A 16,804-nucleotide genomic window follows, 5' to 3' on the forward strand; every position below is an offset into this window, starting at 1 on the left:
CACTTCATATTACAATCCGTCTTTTTTAAAATTCACTTACGTAATTCTAATGTTTTCAAGTCAATTATAAAATTTTGTTGTTTCAGAATATCCAATCCAAGGAGTCCTTTATGATCTTTAGGCAATATGCCTACATCTATTTCTATATTTTGAATGCTGTTTGTACCTATTTCAATCCTGTCCGTCATAGTTAATTTTCATTCGTATTACGTCTCACTCTCATTAAGGGATCTCTGCGGAGGTGGATCACAAAGTCTTGATTTGATGTATGGTATACTATGTTCCCAGGCTTTACTTGAAAAAACTCTTTATTCGCATCTTGCTCTGATATTGTGCGAATCGGTGCAACTTCATCTACTATTTTTTTGTTATCTTCCTCATGATAATTAAGTATAGAAACCAGAACAAATTGGTCAGGGAACAGTTCTTTAACTTCTTGCCATTTCATGTGTTTACCTCCTACAAATTTGTCCTAATTCTTCTTTTTATCATTTTAACATATGCCGCCGATTTCCTATAACGTTCCCGTATTCACGACGTCCGACGAAGTCGGATGAGTCTGGCTGCTCTCGCTTCCCTGAAATTCCTCGGCCAAACCAAGGGCATAGCCCGATGCGTGAATATTATGTTAGATGATGTATCGGCCTTCTTTGAGTTGCCTACAAATATCCTCTATTAAACAAAGAACATCAAGCACTTTCTATACTCGATGTTCTTCTATCCATTGTTCAATATTCTCTTCTTTAATTGTTCCTTCTGCCGTTTTTAATCCTAATTCAATTAGTTCTTTCTGTTCATATTTTATTGACAATCCATTTAAACGTAATAAAAATAAAATTGTCGCTACACCTATACGTTTATTCCCGTCAATAAATCCATGATTCTTTATTAACGCGTATCCTATTACAGATATTTTCCTTATCGTACCTTCGTAAAGCTCCTGTCCATCGAAGGTTGCTTCTGCTTTTCGTAATGCACTTTCAATCATTCCATGATCCCTAACCCCGACCGAACCACCTGTTGCCTTTACAATCTTAGTATGGAATTGAATAATTTGTTCTAAACTGATATTCTTCATTTGGCTAATTCCCTAAGTGCTTCAGCGTTTTCATTTATAATATCGTCCATTAGTGACTCCATTTGCTGATTACTTCGGTTCTTTAGAAATTCGATAAAATCAATCACTTCAAGCTTCTTATCTTCTGGTAATGTTAAAAAGTCTTCAATTAGTTTTTCTTCAATTCTCATTACACATACCTCCTGCACTTCTTTGTTTTCATTATACACCAAAGCATGATGGGACTTAACATTCGCCTTTAATGTTTTTATGGGGTTGCCGATATTTCACCTAACATCTTATTTACGAACTTCCGAAAGAATGCTCTCTTCGTCATATTCACGAACTTCGTGAATCCTGCACTTTGCTCCTTATTCCCGCACTCTCTGCGTTTCAATCCTCCAACCCGCCCATCCGATCCAACGGACTTTGAATCCGCCCAATGTCCCGCCTGCTCACATGTGTATAGCGCTCCGTTGTTCGCACACTCTGATGCCCCAGCAGTTCCTGAATATAGCTAAGATCAATCCCATTCTCCAGCAAGTGGGTCGCAAAGGAATGCCTTAGGGAATGGATACTTACCTGTTTGCGAATGTCCGCTTCAGCCAGCGCTTTTTCAAACACTTTCTGCGCTGAACGTTCCGTCAGGTGGCCGCCTTCCCTCTGCCCTGGAAACAGCCAGTCTTCTGGCCGCTCCCCCCTATGTACTCCTCGACCACCGCAAAAGCCGCTTCGGAGAGCAGCGTTTGCCGATCCTTCCTGCCCTTTCCCTGACGGACTTTCAGCACTTTCCGTTCATGGTCGCAGTCTTCAGGACGCAACCTCACCACTTCGCTTACCCGCAGCCCGGATGTATACGTCAGGTACAGAATAGCCTTATGCTTTGGATTTTTCACTACTTTCAACAGACGCATGACCTCATTCAGGGACAGCACATCCGGTAGTTTACTCTCCTTTTTCGGACGAACATAGGCGGAGGATTTGGGCTGCTTTAGCACATGGCGAAAATAAAATTTCAACGCACTGATCGCTTGGTTAACATAAGCGTGCGAAAGACCTTTTTCGAGCAGCACCAGCGCATATTTTTGCACCACCGCATCATTTATGCTTGCTTCGGCCCCTTGCAATCCGGCAAAAAAGCGTTCCGTTTGCGATATGTATGCTTTTATCGTCTTGCTGCTGTACCCCCTTGCTACCAATGCATCGCGCAATTCTTGCCGCTGATCCGGATTCCATTCACCTCGTTCCGAAGAAGAGGGAACCGCATTAGCCTGCGTGTCCCGTCTATCCAGCCATTCCCGGATGTACGGTAGTTCTTTATTCAAGCGCTCGTCGTACTCGAACTTACAACTCCGATACGCTTCCAACAGGCTTTCTACAGCCGAGATACTGTACGGAATCGCCCAGATTTTTTCGTCTGGAACCCATTTCCTGCCTGGTATGGATCGAATCCCTTCCCGCTCCTTGACTCCGTATCGCTCCAAGCGTACGCTGATCGTTTTTTCATCCCGATAAAGTAGGTTTATCTTCATCTCACTTGCCTCCTTAGTATATCAGCCGTTCAAAAAATTGGAAATCTAATTTTGCACAAAAAAAGGGACTTAAGATGGATATTCATCTTAAGTCCCTGATTCTTTCAGAGTAAATTATTGATCCATTAAGTCCAATTTACATTATCATAAAATGTCTTACCTTTATTTGTCCAGTTCCTCCGTCACATCATCCCATAGCACTGCCGCCACCTTCTCCAACAGATACTCCAGCTTCAGGTTCAGTAGCTATCCAATTGGAACTCGCTCTACTCCCCACATAAACAAAAGATGAGCCTGATTATTTGTTTCTCATTTGTTAATACAATAAGGATAAGCCGTTAAAAAGCGCATTTTGTCGCCATTTTTTTCAGATAAACCGCTTGTATTACAATCATATATAAAGAACAACGAATTATATTTGCCATCTATTTTACTCAAATCATGTAATAGTGGAGATAAAAAAGAATCAACATAGGAAACATCTTTTATACCATCATCTGCCCCATCCATCAGAAAGACTCCTTCAGCAAAATCTTCGTCAAAATCATCTATTTCATGATCATTCAAAAAACCGCTAAAAACATCTTCGTTCTCATCTTCCGGGTATTTGATCTCAACATATTCAAACAACTCATCTTCAGAGGCAAAGTGACCGTACCAAACGGACACGACATTTTTTTCAAAGCAATTCATATCTTCACCCCGCTAAAATTTCAGTTAACACGTATGGTCTATCTGTATCCCGCACCAGCTACCATGCCCTCTACCCCACAACAGCTGTTGAAGCTAAAAAGCCCGCACTGATCGCGGGCTTTGCTGTATATTTAGTCAAAATCATGCCTAGTAGCCTTGTTACTCGACCTTAAACTGGCTTAATTCGTCTCGTAGCTTATTGGACAATTGGCTTAACTGTTTGGATAGTTCAGCAACCTGCTCGATGCTATCCAATTGTTCCTGCGTGCTGGCGCTAACCTCTTCGGTTGAAGCGGAATTCTCCTCCGTGGTGGAAGAGATGATCTCCAGCGCCTGCAAAATCTCATCTTTGTGCTTGTGGACTTTGGAGGTGTTGTTGCTAATTTGGATCATTCGCAATTTCAAATCTTCCAAATCCTTGTTAATGCTAAAGAATACTTGCTTGGTGTTCTCCACCGATCTGGCATTTTCTTCAGCAATTTTCAGGCCGTGAACCGTATGCTCAACCGATACACTGGTTTTTTCTTCAATCACACGTACCTTCTTGTAGATTTCCTGTGTCGCCAGTGCAGTCTGCTCAGCCAGCTTGCGAACCTCCCCGGCAACAACAGCAAACCCTTTGCCCTGTTCTCCTGCACGTGCAGCTTCAATGGAAGCATTGAGCGCCAGCAGGTTGGTCTGCGTTGCAATTTGATTGACCGTGTCCACGAAGCTCGAAATCTCGTGACGGCTTAGATCAATCTCCTGAATAATAGACGACATCGCTTGTGTGGAATTGTGGTTCTCTTCCGCCCATTTGGATAACTGATCCACTACAGCAAGCCCCATTCCGCTTTGCTCGACAGAGACTTGCACCATCGTTTCGATGGCTTTGGCATCATTGGCAATTTCGTCAATTTGGCCGGACAATGCTCCGGTTTTTTGTAAAATATTCTCCGTTTCAACGGACTGGTAGTTCGTCGCATTGGCAATCTCATTAATTGCTGTCGCAGTATCGTTCATTGTTATTGCGGTTCTGGAAGAAATGGATTGCAGACCGTCAGAGGACTGATTCAAGACCTGAGCCGAGCTGCCCACCATTTGGAGCATCCCTTGAATTTTTTGAACCATGGTGTAAACGCCTTGAGAAATTTGCCCGATTTCGTTGTTGGAATGCGTATCAAACTGAACGGTTAAATCTCCATTTTCAATCAGCTTGATTTTTGCGAGCAGCTTCGGTATGGATCTCAACAGATAACGGAGCGTTATATAACAAATCACAACCAGCAGGATTGTGGCTGCGGCAAAACCGCCAATGGTAAGCCAGGTAAAGGCTTCTAATTCTGAGAGCGCCTCTCGTTGAGAAATAGTTAAGCCCACGGACCATCCGGTATCTTTACTGGTTGCATACCCGATATAACGACGTTCTCCATTGTCATTAATCAGCTGTACTCCGGACTCGCCGGCAATCATTTTCTTTCCGATCTCCCCAAGATCACCTGTGCTTTCGTTAATCTTTTCTTTCAACACTTTAGTCTGATCGGGGTGATACAAAATATCACCTGTTTTGGATGCAAGAATCGAATAACCTGTGCTTCCGAGCGAATAGCTTTGCATAAGGGCAGGGATGTCTTTGAAAGCAATATCAGCTGCTGCAAATCCAATTAATTGGTTACTGTTATCTTTGATCGGATAGAAAATACCCATGAGCACACTACCCGTAGCGACGTCAATATAGGGATCCGAGTAGTATAAACCGTTTGCTTCAACAGCTGGCTTGAAGAACGGGCGTTTTTGGATATCGTAATCCGGTTTGGAAGCAGCACCATCATTCTGAAAAAAGAAGCCTTTGCCAGATATTCCTGCAATCCAGGCGTCGGCAAAAGAGGGCTCTGCCTTTACAATGGCTGCCAGAGTCGCTTCTGTTTCCGCAGCATATGGAGAAGTTTTCACCATATCTCCCGATGTGGTTGTTTCTATGTACTGCTGAAAAAGGTTGTTCGTTGCCATTTGTTTGACAAGCGATCCCTTTTCCTTAAACAACGCATCGAATTGACTGACAACGGCCTGCGTCTTGGTCTGGAGCATGGCCTCTTGCTGCTTGATAAGTATGCTTTGCGTGCTTGCAAACATGAACGTCCCCAAGGTTGCAAAGACGACAACGATAATGACTAACAACACAATGGCTAATGTGTTCGCAATGCTGGATGATCTGAATACGCGCTTTTTAATATTTTGTGACATGCTGCCATCTCCCCGAGGAATATTGAGCGAAAAGCTCTTAGATAATATGTCGGAAGTTTGCAGTTGTTTGAATAGGTTTTTAGTATACACAATTTAAAGTTTTGAAAGCTGATCACCTTCGGCAATGTCCCTGCCCCAGACTCCAACGCGAATTAGACAGCACCAAACATTTGATTGCATACTCTTATTCTCAATTCTCTGTATGCGCCTTACCCTGCTAATCTCTGCACTCGCCATAACAACAGCGCAGAGAGCCTGCGTCGGACGCAGACTCTCTTATTAATGAATTATAAGAACACACGTTTTCACGTACTTAGAGCGATCCAGCGATCAATACGTAAACTTCCATCCTCAGACATTAACCCAACTGCATCGTTGTGATACAAGTATCATTGTTCTCATATGTAGAGAATTCAGTTTCTGCCCTTTTTCCTTCATGATTCACGCTAATCCGGTATGTTTTATCCCTAGGCAGCCATAGATCAATAAAACCATTGGATTGCGACTGCATGGCCGCATTCTCCATGATGACATTCCCCTCGGAGTCGTGGACCGTTACACTGAACTCTTCATCCTTCATTTCGCCTTGACAACCAGTCAGGCTATGGGTTGCACAAGGGTGGGTCTGTTCCATATATGGCGCTATCGAAACAAAAAACTCGTTATCAGGCAGATCGTAGGTCTTGATTATGGTACCATCCTCCGATACGCTCAACTGACTGGAAGTGATGGAAGCGGACTGAGCCGTTGCCTTTCTTGTACTAAAATCATGCACCAATTGCTTGATATTTTACACTCCTTGGGTGTCGGCTTCTTCTCGCTGGGCATTTCCTGCAATCAGATATGTCCCTATGGCAACCGCAACTAACCCCGTAGCTATCAAGGTTATTTTTTTCATCTTGAGTTCATCTCCTTGTCCCTTTTTTACTATTATAAAGGAGTGCACATCAGGATGGCAGGATGAAACCATTATGTCACCATATGCTCACATTCATCTCTGGTACAGGTCAAAAATTGAGCAATGCGCGGTTTTCTATCCCGAGCCGATGATGCCCAGCGGCTCATTTTTACTCAGTTATTGGTGATCTTCATTTAGGTTCTTTTCGGCCTTCTTCCATAAAGCCTCAGTAAGTTCATCAATCGTTTCCTTCATTGACAGCTTCTCACGCCAATGGCCTGGAATTCCACTGTGCCCGTAAAAAGCCCCGGCAATCTGCCCGTATACCGCTCCCGTTGTATCGGCATCATCCCCAAGGTTTACTGCCAGCAGTGCCCCATTTTCAAAGGAAGTTGAATGATGAAATGCCCACAACGCAGCCTCAAGGGAACGAATGACATAACCGGTTCCCTGTATTTCGGGCGGCTCCTTATGGCGGTAAGATCCCTGAATGTATCTCCGCATTTGGTCTGCCGATCAAATTCATCTTTCGCACCAGACTCTCTGCCAAACAGAGCGCCATGGATGTATCGTCCGTCCATTGTCCCGGCTTTAGTCCGAACACACCGCAGCCAGCCCGACTAGACATCCAAAAAAACGATCCTTAATAACTGATTGCTGGGACAGTCGGATTCCTGTATCCCCTGAGCTTGAGTATTTGTACAGCCATTTTGAAATGATCGATGCCAACCTATCCCTGTGTTAATAAAATCCTTTTGTACAAGAGAGGTGAGCCTTATATGATTTATATTGCATTGCTGCGGGGCATTAATGTGGGTGGCAACAACAAGATTAATATGAAAAAACTCAAGGAAACGTTTGAGAAGGCAGGCATGAGCCATGTGACGACTTACATCAACTCCGGAAACATCATTTTTTCCAGTGACGTTCAATCCAACGAGGAGCTGTCGCTCCAAGTGGAGCATGCGATTCTGGAGGATTTTAGCTTACCTATCCGGGTTATCGTTCGCAATATGGCGGAAATCCAGGCGATTATGAAGGCATTGCCGGAGGAATGGTCTAATGATACACAGATGAAAAGTGATGTATTGTTTCTTTGGAATGAAATTAACGATATTTCCGTTCTGGAGAAGCTTCCTTTGAAGCCGGGAATCGGCCATGTAATGTATACGTCTGGGGCCGTTCTGTTTTCTGTCAGCAGAGAACATATCACAACAAGCGGGATGACGAAACTGGCCGGCTCCAGTCTATATCAGCATATGACGGTGCGGAATGTGAACACGACCCGGCAGATTTATAAGCTGATGCAAACAGCTGAACAGGAAGAGCTACGTGCTTTAGACTCCTGATTGGAAGCCTCCTTCCTAAGCATTTTGTTTTCGTTTTTAGTAGACAAATCCGAGAACAACCGTAGAGGATAAAATCAAAAAGGGAGCCTTTTTGCGGCTCCCCAACTGCATTTTTTGGATGTATTGTTCCCACTAGACTCTGCCTATCGAGCTGATGAAGTCAACCCTTCATATGGAATACCACTCACCAGACTAGCTTCGTCAATTAGTAAAACCGTCGACCAGTTCATTCAATCGGGTGGCGCTTTCCTTCACCTGATCAGACTGTTGTGCCACTTCAAGAGACTTTTCCGTCGATGAAACCATGTTCTCAGCAATGTGCTGAGTAGATACGGCAGACTGTTCGCTGGCTGTTGCAATCTCGTGGATAGCTCTCACCATGGTTTGGATCGTTGCATTTACCTGCTTAGAGGTGGCGTTCAAATCATTAACTGTATTCGTATGCTCAACTACATCATTGTAATATTGTTCTGCCGTATCCTCAAGCAGCTGATAATCCTTGCCCACCTTGGCATGCAGGAAATCCAGTAATTCCTCGGCATTGGTCGTCAGATTGGCTACAGATTGTACAACCTCTTGAGTAACACTCTGAATTTGATCTACCGCCTGCTTGGACCCATCTGCCAACTTGCGAATCTCGTTAGCCACAACTGCAAACCCCCGACCTGACTCACCGGCTCGAGCCGCTTCAATAGATGCATTTAAAGCCAGCAAATTGGTTTGGGCCGTAATTTCCAGAATGGACTGGGAGAGTATACGAATTTGGTCTACCGCCTTGGCTTGTTCCAGCGCTTCCGTCATCTTTTCACTGGCCTTCCGGTAAATCTCTTTGGACGCTTTATTGGACTCACTCGCTTCATACTTCAACGCTTCGGCCTTTAGGCTTGTATCATAGGCAGACTGCGCTTTTTCTTGAGTTTTGAGCGAAATGTACTCTGCCGCCCGCTGCATTTCATCCGCAGAATGATTCATGTTTTCTGTATATGCCGAAGTCTCCTCCATCGCTGCTGATAGCTGTTCGACTGTAGCCGATACGTCTCTAATCCGCTCATTGAGATCGGTCATATTATGATTCGTCTGATCACTTAGCTGATTAATTTGGCGGGATTCATTGATAACCCCCGTAATAACCATTGAGGTTGAATCTGTCATTTGTTGAATGGCACGTGCAATGACAGCGATTTCGTTATTTCCCTTGAGCAGGGTTGGATCAAGTGCTGCCGTTAAATTGCCTTGGGTAATCTCTTCACAGTATTTCGTAATGGTGCTCATCCGAGAACGGATATTCCGAATGGCCGAAAAGGAGATCATACTAAGGACAGCAAGTACTAGGACCAGAATCGCAATCAGAATAATTGTGCGCATTTTAATCTCATTTTGCGTATTTTGATATAAGTTGGCCGATTGTTCATTGTTGTAATCAGAAATATCGGTCAGTATCTTAACAATTGCCGTACTGGATGTATTAATCCGGCCTCTCTCTTCCTTTTCATACGTTCCGGTATTTTTTTTGACTGCCATGATCTGCCCAATATTCTGATAATATGTGTCTATGCTGCTTCTTAGTTCCTCGTACAATTTCTGTTCCTTCGGGTCCAGATTCTTTTGCGAGAATTTACTTAAGCCTGATGTAACGCTGTCTTTTCCCTTCTGTACCTGCTTATATTGTTTATCTGTGTACTCTTCATTATCGAGTACTTTGGTGTAGTTGGCCCGCATGTTATAAAAATCACTTTTCACTTCCAGAATATTCGTTTGGTGTTGAAAGCGATCCATATACAAAATACCTTGGCCCTCTTTAGCTTGATACATGCCGAGAACCCCTACCAACGATACAATGAGCAAACCCACCAAGCTGATCATGATCATGGAGACCATCGTTGTCGTTACCTTTAAATCTCTAAATCCTTTTACTTTTTTAGTGCTGTCTGATAGTTTTGTTCTCATCAAAACTCCTCCAGTCGTCTATGTATAATAGATCACGTTGCTCCCATGGATACCCTCCCCCAAACCATACGAATGAAGAGATTACACCGTGATGATATATATATCGGCAGAAAGCGCTTATTTTCATAAGGGAAATACAGTACTGCTAAAATAAAGAATATTTTTCAAGGAAAGTGAGCTTGAGATTGATCCATCAGGATTTTGCAAAATCCTCAAATGTGACTATTCATTTTAGTTACTCATGTGCTTGGAGAATTTGCTAAACTAGAGGAGTGGTCTTCATACCAAAGTGGGACATATATCATCAACTAATCAAGAACTACTCAGGATAATAGGAGAGACGTAAAGTGACAAACCTACAAAATCAAAAACAAGTGTATATCATCCATGGGTATACGGCTTCGCCAGCCGATCATTGGTTTTCTTGGCTACAAGACAAGCTACAGGAAGATGGCGTTTCTGTAGATATATTGGATATGCCCAACTCACAAGCTCCCCAGCTTCATGAGTGGACCCAACATTTATTATCAAGTATTGAGGTTCAACATAAGGATACCTATTTTGTTGGCCATAGCTTGGGATGTGTTTCCATATTAAGATATTTGCAGCAAGTAAGTATTCCAGAGCAACTCGGTGGTCTTGTCTTCGTCTCCGGTTTTACCGATCCCGTGCCAACCCTGCCGTCATTAGATGAATTTACAAATGATAAGCTGGATTATAAGCAACTCATGGATTCAGTAAAGATGCGTGCAGTTATTGCTTCAAAGGATGACACGATTGTCCCCTTTGCATTCAGCAAGAAACTAGCGAATGACATCCAGGCGGATTTCCACGAAGTAGAACACGGAGGACACTTTTTAGAGCGTGACGGCTTTACTTCCTTACCCATTGCATATCAAGCTTTAATGGATATGATGAAGAGCTGAACCGCTACTTTACCCTAACGCAAAATACCCATCGCTTCTATTAAGCAATGGGATACAAACCTTTTTAACGGTCCCGGTTAACCATATAATTCATTAAATGCTTCAGAAAAGCGATGTTGCGGGGTACCTCTTTCAACGCTTCCATAGCAAGGCAGTAGTGCTCCCACATCTCTTTACTGGCACCTTCCTGACCCAGGATGGATACGAAATTCGAATTGTTGCTCTCAGAATCCTGGCCAACAGATGTTCCGAGTAAGAGCAGTTCTCCTTCCACATCAAGCAAATCATCTTTAATCTGAAAGGCAATCCCCGCGTGTGAAGGTCACTCATCAGGGACCTGAATCCCAAATAGATGGAACCTATGACTCAATCCGTGATAGGGGGATCAGTGCTTCACACTCTTTTGATTTCGAGTATTGGACTGATATTCATTCTCTGGAACAAAAGGGCAGCACGATAGATATTTATATGCCCTGGGAAGCTTAAGGCGATGTAACAAGGGCCGAATGCACCGCTATGCATGTGTTAACTTATATTATTTCGAGGTGTTTTTATGGAGTGGCTGGAAACGATCAGATTATGGAGCCAAACGCCGGTTAAGGTGCTGGACATTCGTCATTTTACGATGAAGCCTGGAGAGAGATTGAGTTCCTATTCCCTGCCTTCAAGCGGATTTCTATTCGCCAATCAAGGAGAAGCCAGATTGATGCTTGATGAAATCGAAACCTCAGCAGCCAAGTTTCAGGTTCTCCACGGCGGAAAAGGAGCAAGTCTGAATATCTGGTGCTTAAACCAGCCGTTTGAATACTACCTCATTTTATACAAACCCGTTCAAGAGCGAGCGGGCCAAAGCTCATTCGAACGAGAAGATCGGATGGCTCTATTTAGACAAAACTATGCGTTTCAGGCCCTCTATCCGCTCCCCCTGATATCGCTCGTCGAACAAATGAATCAGCAGTGGTCTAATAGAAATGAACTGGACAAATTGCAAGTGAATGGATTGTTCTATCAATTCGTGCATGAACACTTTCGTCAACTACAGATGAAGGAAATCAAAATATCCGAGCCGGATCTGGCTACACAAATAGCCCAATATATTCAAGAGCATTTTCAAAAACCAATCGCTATGGAGACGATGGCTAAACGGTTTCATTACAGTACCCACTACCTCGTAAAGGTGTTTAAGCGAAAATATGGATGCAGCCCTATCGAGTATGTCGTTCAGACCCGCATCAACAGGGCCAAATCCCTGTTAGCTGATACAGATGCTTCCATTCGGGAAGTTGCCGAAGACGTTGGATATACCAATTTTTATTACTTTAGTCGACTTTTCAAAAAGCAAACCGGCGAAACCCCAACACAATTTAAATTGCATAGCCTTGTTTCAAAAAGTTCAACAAATACAAATTTTACACTCAAATCCTTCATTGCTCCCCGATCAGGACAACGTTATATTGATAACAATGATAATCATTATCAACATGACGCTTGGAGAGTGAACGATATGAATGTTAGTTTTAAGCCTGCTTTTGCTGTTACCCTTTTGTTCAGCTTAACATTGCTTCTGGCAGCTTGCGGCGGTGCGAGTGACGTTGCGAAACCAATTGAAACAAGATCGTATACCGATGCACTTGGACGGCAAATGAAAATTCCTGTTCAACCCAAAAGGGCTGTTGTTATTACATACGGTGGTTATTTGCTTCCATTAGGCTTAAAACCGGTAGGTGTCAATCAGGAGATACTCGACCTTTATCCTGACAAGATGGCTGATGTCGCTAGCATAGGCAAAGGAACAGGTAATATCGAGGCCATTTCCGCATTGGAGCCGGATTTGATTATACTGTCGGATTTTCACGACAAAGCAACCTTTGAGCAGTACCAAAAAATTGCCCCAACTATTGCAGTAGCATGGGGTGGTGATCCAGACGTGGTGAATACACTACGGACGTTTGGCGACATTATGAACCGGAAAACAGAAGCAGAATCCTGGATTGCTAAGTTCGAGAAAAAATTACAGGGCATTCGGGAACAAACTCGCATCCCCATTAAAGCAGATACTACCGCAATCTCTTTCATTATTCACAAGGGAGAGGTACTGCTTGGAGGTGAGGGCGGTACGCTCGGAAAATTGATTTATCAGGATTTCGGTTTCCAGATGCCTGAGCAATTCAAACCCTACGCCGATGGTGGTACTGCTCTTTCCATGGAAGCTCTGGTCCATCGTCCGGCTGACTATTTCTTTACTCAAATGACAGATCAAGAGCTGAAACACATGAGGGAGCTGTTCAGCGAACCTGTGTATCAGACGATTCCTGCTGTAAAAAATAATCACATTATTAATGTTTCCCGTGATAAATGGAACTATGGTCCCTACCTAGTGGATGAGGCGGTCGATTCGTTGATTGAACAAATATCTCAAATTCAGCCATAGGGACATACGGCACCTTCATTGAGGTTTTTCAGGGGTAAAATGATTAAAATAGCGAGAAGCCCAAAAAAATCGGCATCTCGCTATTTGCTAATCATATAGTTCCCATGTTTCTGTAGATAGCTCAATGAAAGAATTTGCAGCACGCCCCGCCGTTAGAGTATTTCAAAAAATGGATATAGCTGTCCGGAAATTCACCCTGGGGAAAATTCCAGATGATTTATATAGGAGACCTGTATTTGATCCAAAATCACCCACTGATTCGGCTCGTCGTCTGCCAATCTCCTCCTCATCATGTGATAAAGTTCATTCATACGCCATTCCTGCGAGGATCAACTCCTCCTGAATCCAGCTACTTCGGGTAGACAGTTGCAGCAAGTCGGCAGCGATCTGCTTGATTTGCTCTTGTAACACATGTGGCTGATCCGTTCCTTCCAGAAAGCGGCTCAAAAAATGAAGAAATACATCTACCTTCCTGAGCTGCATCAATACAGGTAAAGCATCAATCTCGGTTTGGGACAGATGAACTCGGCGGCTGAAGCCCTGGCAAAAATCCCGAACTGCTCTCGTCTCCTCCGGTTGACCCAACAATCCTGATAAAATAACTGCTGGTTCCATGACCCGAACATCCAGCGTACAAAATTCAAAATCAAGCAGTGCAGCCACTTGGCTATGATCGGTATCCTTTACCAACAAATTGGAAGTATTCAAGTCCCCATGTACAAGCTGATGCGGCAATTCTTCCAATGCATGAAGCGAATCTGTAATCTCATCATATACTTTTCCTATCCAGCCCAGCTCGTCATGCAAAGCTTTTAGAGGCTCTGGCGGATGTAGGCCAATCTCTCGAACTATTTCCTGGTTGCACAATGGATAGGATTGCTGCAAGGCATAATAAGGTCGGTAGACTGGAGCCAGTTCAAGATTGAATGTCGCAAGTACAGCAGATAATTCACCTGTGACCTCGCCAAAAGAATAGGCAAAGCTTGATTCCTGCTCCAGTGGTGATTCGCCTTCTATGTAATCGAACAGACAGACATATTTGCCGCTTTCCTTCTCAAGCTGAGCGAGTGTCTCTCCCGTCACTGTTCGAATTGGCATCGGTACCCTGAATGATAGAGAATGCTTACTCAGTGCCTGCAAAACCGCATGCTCAAATTCAATTTTGTCCCTATCTCTGTGTGTATCGTAGACGCGCAGCACTCCGCTTCGCCTACCACCCTTAACAAAATACGTCGTATTATTCCAACCCCCGGTTCGTTTCTGCAACGTTCCGTTCCACTCCGGCCAGTGCCGTCTTAGTATCGCTTCCAAGGATGTATCCTCCTAGCCTTGCGCTTATGAATTTGCAGCTATTATAACAAATATAGACGCCCATTAGAATTGGACGTCTATTACATCATAAAACAGTCATAGCGGTTATATGATCCTTCTGCATCCTTCAATTTCTCAACTGCTTGTTTCGGATATTTTGCGGGGTAGCGCCATAAGCCATTTTAAATTTTTTATAGAAAAAACTCATGCTGTTATATCCAACTTGCTTAAATATCATTTCGAACGGCAGGTTGGTGTTCACTACCAGAGAATAGGCTGCATTGAGTTTAATGTTGGCAATAAGCTGAGTGTAAGTAAGACCAGTTACTTTTTTTAACTTATTACTTAAATACGTACGATTGTAATTAAAATGATTAGATAGCTGTTGCAGACTTAAATGCTGATAATGCTCTTCCATGTAATTCAGAATAGATGCAATATTATTTTCCTGCTGGTTTAAATGAATATTATGCTCGCTTTCCAATACACGGACCAATTCTCCAAAAATAATTTGCAAATAAGCCTTGACCAATTCCATCGAATCCTCTTGTCTGGAAAAATATTCAATCAAGATTCTACGTAGTATATATTGAAGATTTTCATTATATTGCGACTCGAAAATAATAAAGTGATTATGGTGCTGATGCTGGAGGACAGAGTTGGCGAGAAATTCGCCAATCAGACTTTTTTTCTTGGATAACCGTTGCAGGAACAGGGAAGAAATCGTTTCTCTTTGCAGCAAGATATTAATAAGGATATCGTCTTCTCCCAAAGGAGCGATACTGTGCGGCACATCCTTATCCAGAACACATACTTGGCCTTCACAAAGCTGAATTTCTTTGCCTGCTATGATTTGATTGCACTTACCTGAATAGACATAGTTTAATTCAATAAATTCATGCATATGCTCCAGCATCGGAGCAAATCTATTGTGCTTGCTAATATAAATATCATGTTCTCCAAAGAAAAACAAAGCGGGCATACGATACATGTTCTGATTGATATCATAGTATCGTTCGTCCTCCGATTCTTCGGAGAGATCATTAATAACCTGATGGTTTTGTTGTTGTAAAAGTTCAATTTCCGTTTTGGTTCTTAGCAACTGGTCCAACTCATGAAGGTTCATGATCACCGGCTCCTCCTTCACTATATGATGGAAAAACGGGCGGTTCTCCGCCCGTTGAAAAAACTGCCTGTACCTGATGACTCTCATTAACTGTGAACTGTCGCCTGAGCCTTACTGCCTTTTCCTCTAATAGCGATTCCCAGACAGATGAGTGCAGCAATCGTAAACACAATTGCAGAAACGAGGAAGGAAAATGAGGCGGTTTCATTTCCAAACAGCATGCCAACTAACTTGATGACATAAGGTGAAGCAAACGCTCCCAAATTGGAGCCTACCATTGCAATTGAAATGGAAATCGTCTCACTGCCTTTAGGCACAATTTTAGTTAGTATGGTAAAGATATAAGGAATAAATAGCGCAAAGCTAAAGCCAATGATAAGCATGGCAACGGTAACCATGGTAACATTCTGAGCAAACCACAGCATTACAAAACCTGTTGCTGTTAATAGACTGGAGATAAAGGGTGCGTAATTTCTAAACCATTTATATATTTTACCAAACAAGAAACCTGCAATCATAGTTGCCAAGGAAAACAGCGTTAACGCGGTTCCTAAAAAACCAGGATTAGGCATATTCTTTTCAGCAATCATAATACCTGTCTTGGTATACACAATCATGATAAAGGTCATAAACAGGAAGAGTACAGCTCCTAATCCAAGTACAGGTATGGATACTCCGCCGCTCTTGTGGCCCGTTCCTGTTGAACGCTCCGCTGTAGGCTCCACACGCTCTGGTTCGGGAATGATAAAAAAGAATAACAGCGCAACAGGAATGGTGATCGCATAGCATAAAAAGGCAAACTTCCAATCAATTAAGGCAAGCTGTCCTGCCACAAATGTAGCTAGGCTGCTTCCGAGCCCTTGAACGGCGCTTTGAAAGCCTACTAATTGGGCACGTTCGTCCCCTTCAAAAAAATCACTAATTAAGCTAACGGCCAGCGAATTGAACATCCCGAGACCTGCACCTAATACCAGCCGCAACGCGAGAATCCATGTAATGTTAGTCGTGAGCATAGGAAGGATTCCGCCGATGACCACGAGCAAAAGTCCTAGCATGACTGTATTTTTTTTGCCCAATCGGGAAGAGATCGGACCACTCAACAGCACAAACAGCATCATCGTGAAGGATGGAATCGTAACTACGCTTTCAATCAAGGAACTGGAAACCCCTGATAATTGATTCAGCATCATCGGTATGATAGCCGAAATGGCACTCGCTGATGTCAGGACTAACGAAATGGACAGCAACGCCGTTTTAAACAATACTTTGTTTTTGATATTCATCAAGTTACTCACCTCTAGTCTATGTTAT

14 protein-coding genes and 3 pseudogenes are annotated in these 16,804 nt (G+C 43.2%); 3 read left to right on the forward strand and 14 right to left on the reverse strand.

From position 1 onward, the window contains the following. Positions 1-190: 190 nt before the first annotated feature. The 9 genes and pseudogenes from ACIFO6_RS20515 to ACIFO6_RS20555 all read right to left on the reverse strand — a co-directional run bounded on the left by ACIFO6_RS20515 (position 191) and on the right by ACIFO6_RS20555 (position 7,031). Positions 191-448 (reverse strand): hypothetical protein, encoded by a 258-nt coding sequence (locus tag ACIFO6_RS20515; protein ID WP_430043372.1) that lies wholly within the window; start codon positions 446-448, stop codon positions 191-193. Between the two features lie 252 nt (positions 449-700). After that, a complete protein-coding gene (locus ACIFO6_RS20520) occupies positions 701-1,078 on the reverse strand; it encodes a type II toxin-antitoxin system death-on-curing family toxin (RefSeq protein ID WP_430043374.1) in 378 nt (125 codons plus the stop codon). Then, a complete protein-coding gene (locus ACIFO6_RS20525; RefSeq protein WP_430043376.1) occupies positions 1,075-1,248 on the reverse strand; it encodes a DUF2281 domain-containing protein in 174 nt (57 codons plus the stop codon). Before ACIFO6_RS20525 ends, ACIFO6_RS20520 begins: the two co-directional genes overlap by 4 nt. A 202-nt stretch (positions 1,249-1,450) precedes the next feature. Then, positions 1,451-2,589 (reverse strand): annotated as a pseudogene (locus ACIFO6_RS20530) (tyrosine-type recombinase/integrase). A 309-nt stretch (positions 2,590-2,898) separates the two neighbouring features. Continuing rightward, positions 2,899-3,282: an immunity 22 family protein gene (locus tag ACIFO6_RS20535; protein ID WP_430043378.1), complete on the reverse strand. Its 384-nt coding sequence runs from the start codon at positions 3,280-3,282 to the stop codon at positions 2,899-2,901. 159 nt (positions 3,283-3,441) lie between these two features. Continuing rightward, positions 3,442-5,505, reverse strand: a complete 2,064-nt coding sequence (locus ACIFO6_RS20540) for a methyl-accepting chemotaxis protein (RefSeq protein ID WP_430043379.1) — start codon at positions 5,503-5,505, stop codon at positions 3,442-3,444. Positions 5,506-5,863: 358 nt separating this feature from the next. After that, positions 5,864-6,403 (reverse strand): annotated as a pseudogene (locus tag ACIFO6_RS20545) (CueP family metal-binding protein). 177 nt (positions 6,404-6,580) lie between these two features. Continuing rightward, positions 6,581-6,907, reverse strand: a complete 327-nt coding sequence (locus ACIFO6_RS20550; protein WP_430043381.1) for an ADP-ribosylglycohydrolase family protein — start codon at positions 6,905-6,907, stop codon at positions 6,581-6,583. Further along, entirely contained in the window at positions 6,873-7,031 is a 159-nt protein-coding gene (locus ACIFO6_RS20555) for an ADP-ribosylglycohydrolase family protein (protein WP_430043382.1), read from the reverse strand. The genes ACIFO6_RS20550 and ACIFO6_RS20555 overlap by 35 nt, the downstream gene beginning before the upstream one ends. Before the next feature lie 151 nt (positions 7,032-7,182). Here ACIFO6_RS20555 and ACIFO6_RS20560 point away from each other — a divergent pair, with 151 nt between their 5' ends. Then, complete coding sequence (locus ACIFO6_RS20560; RefSeq protein WP_430043385.1) at positions 7,183-7,752, forward strand: DUF1697 domain-containing protein; 570 nt, start codon at positions 7,183-7,185, stop codon at positions 7,750-7,752. A 201-nt stretch (positions 7,753-7,953) separates the two neighbouring features. Here the strand turns inward: ACIFO6_RS20560 and ACIFO6_RS20565 are convergent, their stop codons facing one another. Further along, positions 7,954-9,699: a methyl-accepting chemotaxis protein gene (locus ACIFO6_RS20565; protein WP_430043387.1), complete on the reverse strand. Its 1,746-nt coding sequence runs from the start codon at positions 9,697-9,699 to the stop codon at positions 7,954-7,956. A 347-nt stretch (positions 9,700-10,046) separates the two neighbouring features. Between ACIFO6_RS20565 and ACIFO6_RS20570 the strand changes: the two genes are divergently transcribed. Further along, on the forward strand, positions 10,047-10,625 hold the full coding sequence (locus tag ACIFO6_RS20570; protein ID WP_430043389.1) for an RBBP9/YdeN family alpha/beta hydrolase: 579 nt from the start codon (positions 10,047-10,049) through the stop codon (positions 10,623-10,625). A 64-nt stretch (positions 10,626-10,689) separates the two neighbouring features. On the opposite strand, the pseudogene ACIFO6_RS20575 reads toward ACIFO6_RS20570, so the two are convergent. Then, positions 10,690-10,941: pseudogene (locus ACIFO6_RS20575) on the reverse strand (polyprenyl synthetase family protein); the annotation flags it as partial. Between the two features lie 309 nt (positions 10,942-11,250). Here ACIFO6_RS20575 and ACIFO6_RS20580 point away from each other — a divergent pair. After that, positions 11,251-13,056: a helix-turn-helix domain-containing protein gene (locus ACIFO6_RS20580; protein ID WP_430043390.1), complete on the forward strand. Its 1,806-nt coding sequence runs from the start codon at positions 11,251-11,253 to the stop codon at positions 13,054-13,056. A gap of 303 nt (positions 13,057-13,359) precedes the next feature. On the opposite strand, the gene ACIFO6_RS20585 is transcribed toward ACIFO6_RS20580, so the two are convergent. The 3 genes from ACIFO6_RS20585 to ACIFO6_RS20595 all read right to left on the reverse strand — a co-directional run bounded on the left by ACIFO6_RS20585 (position 13,360) and on the right by ACIFO6_RS20595 (position 16,776). Beyond that, the gene (locus tag ACIFO6_RS20585) at positions 13,360-14,367 is read right to left on the reverse strand and encodes a phosphotransferase (RefSeq protein ID WP_430043392.1); all 1,008 of its coding nucleotides are present in this window, start codon (positions 14,365-14,367) and stop codon (positions 13,360-13,362) included. Between the two features lie 127 nt (positions 14,368-14,494). Next, a complete protein-coding gene (locus ACIFO6_RS20590; RefSeq protein ID WP_430043394.1) occupies positions 14,495-15,493 on the reverse strand; it encodes an AraC family transcriptional regulator in 999 nt (332 codons plus the stop codon). A gap of 86 nt (positions 15,494-15,579) precedes the next feature. Continuing rightward, positions 15,580-16,776, reverse strand: coding sequence for an MFS transporter (locus tag ACIFO6_RS20595; RefSeq protein WP_430043396.1), 1,197 nt, complete (start codon positions 16,774-16,776; stop codon positions 15,580-15,582). Positions 16,777-16,804 lie beyond the last annotated feature (28 nt).

Source organism: Paenibacillus sp. NRS-1781, from assembly GCF_050467745.1.
GTDB classification, from domain to species: Bacteria; Bacillota; Bacilli; order Paenibacillales; family Paenibacillaceae; genus Paenibacillus; species Paenibacillus terrae_A.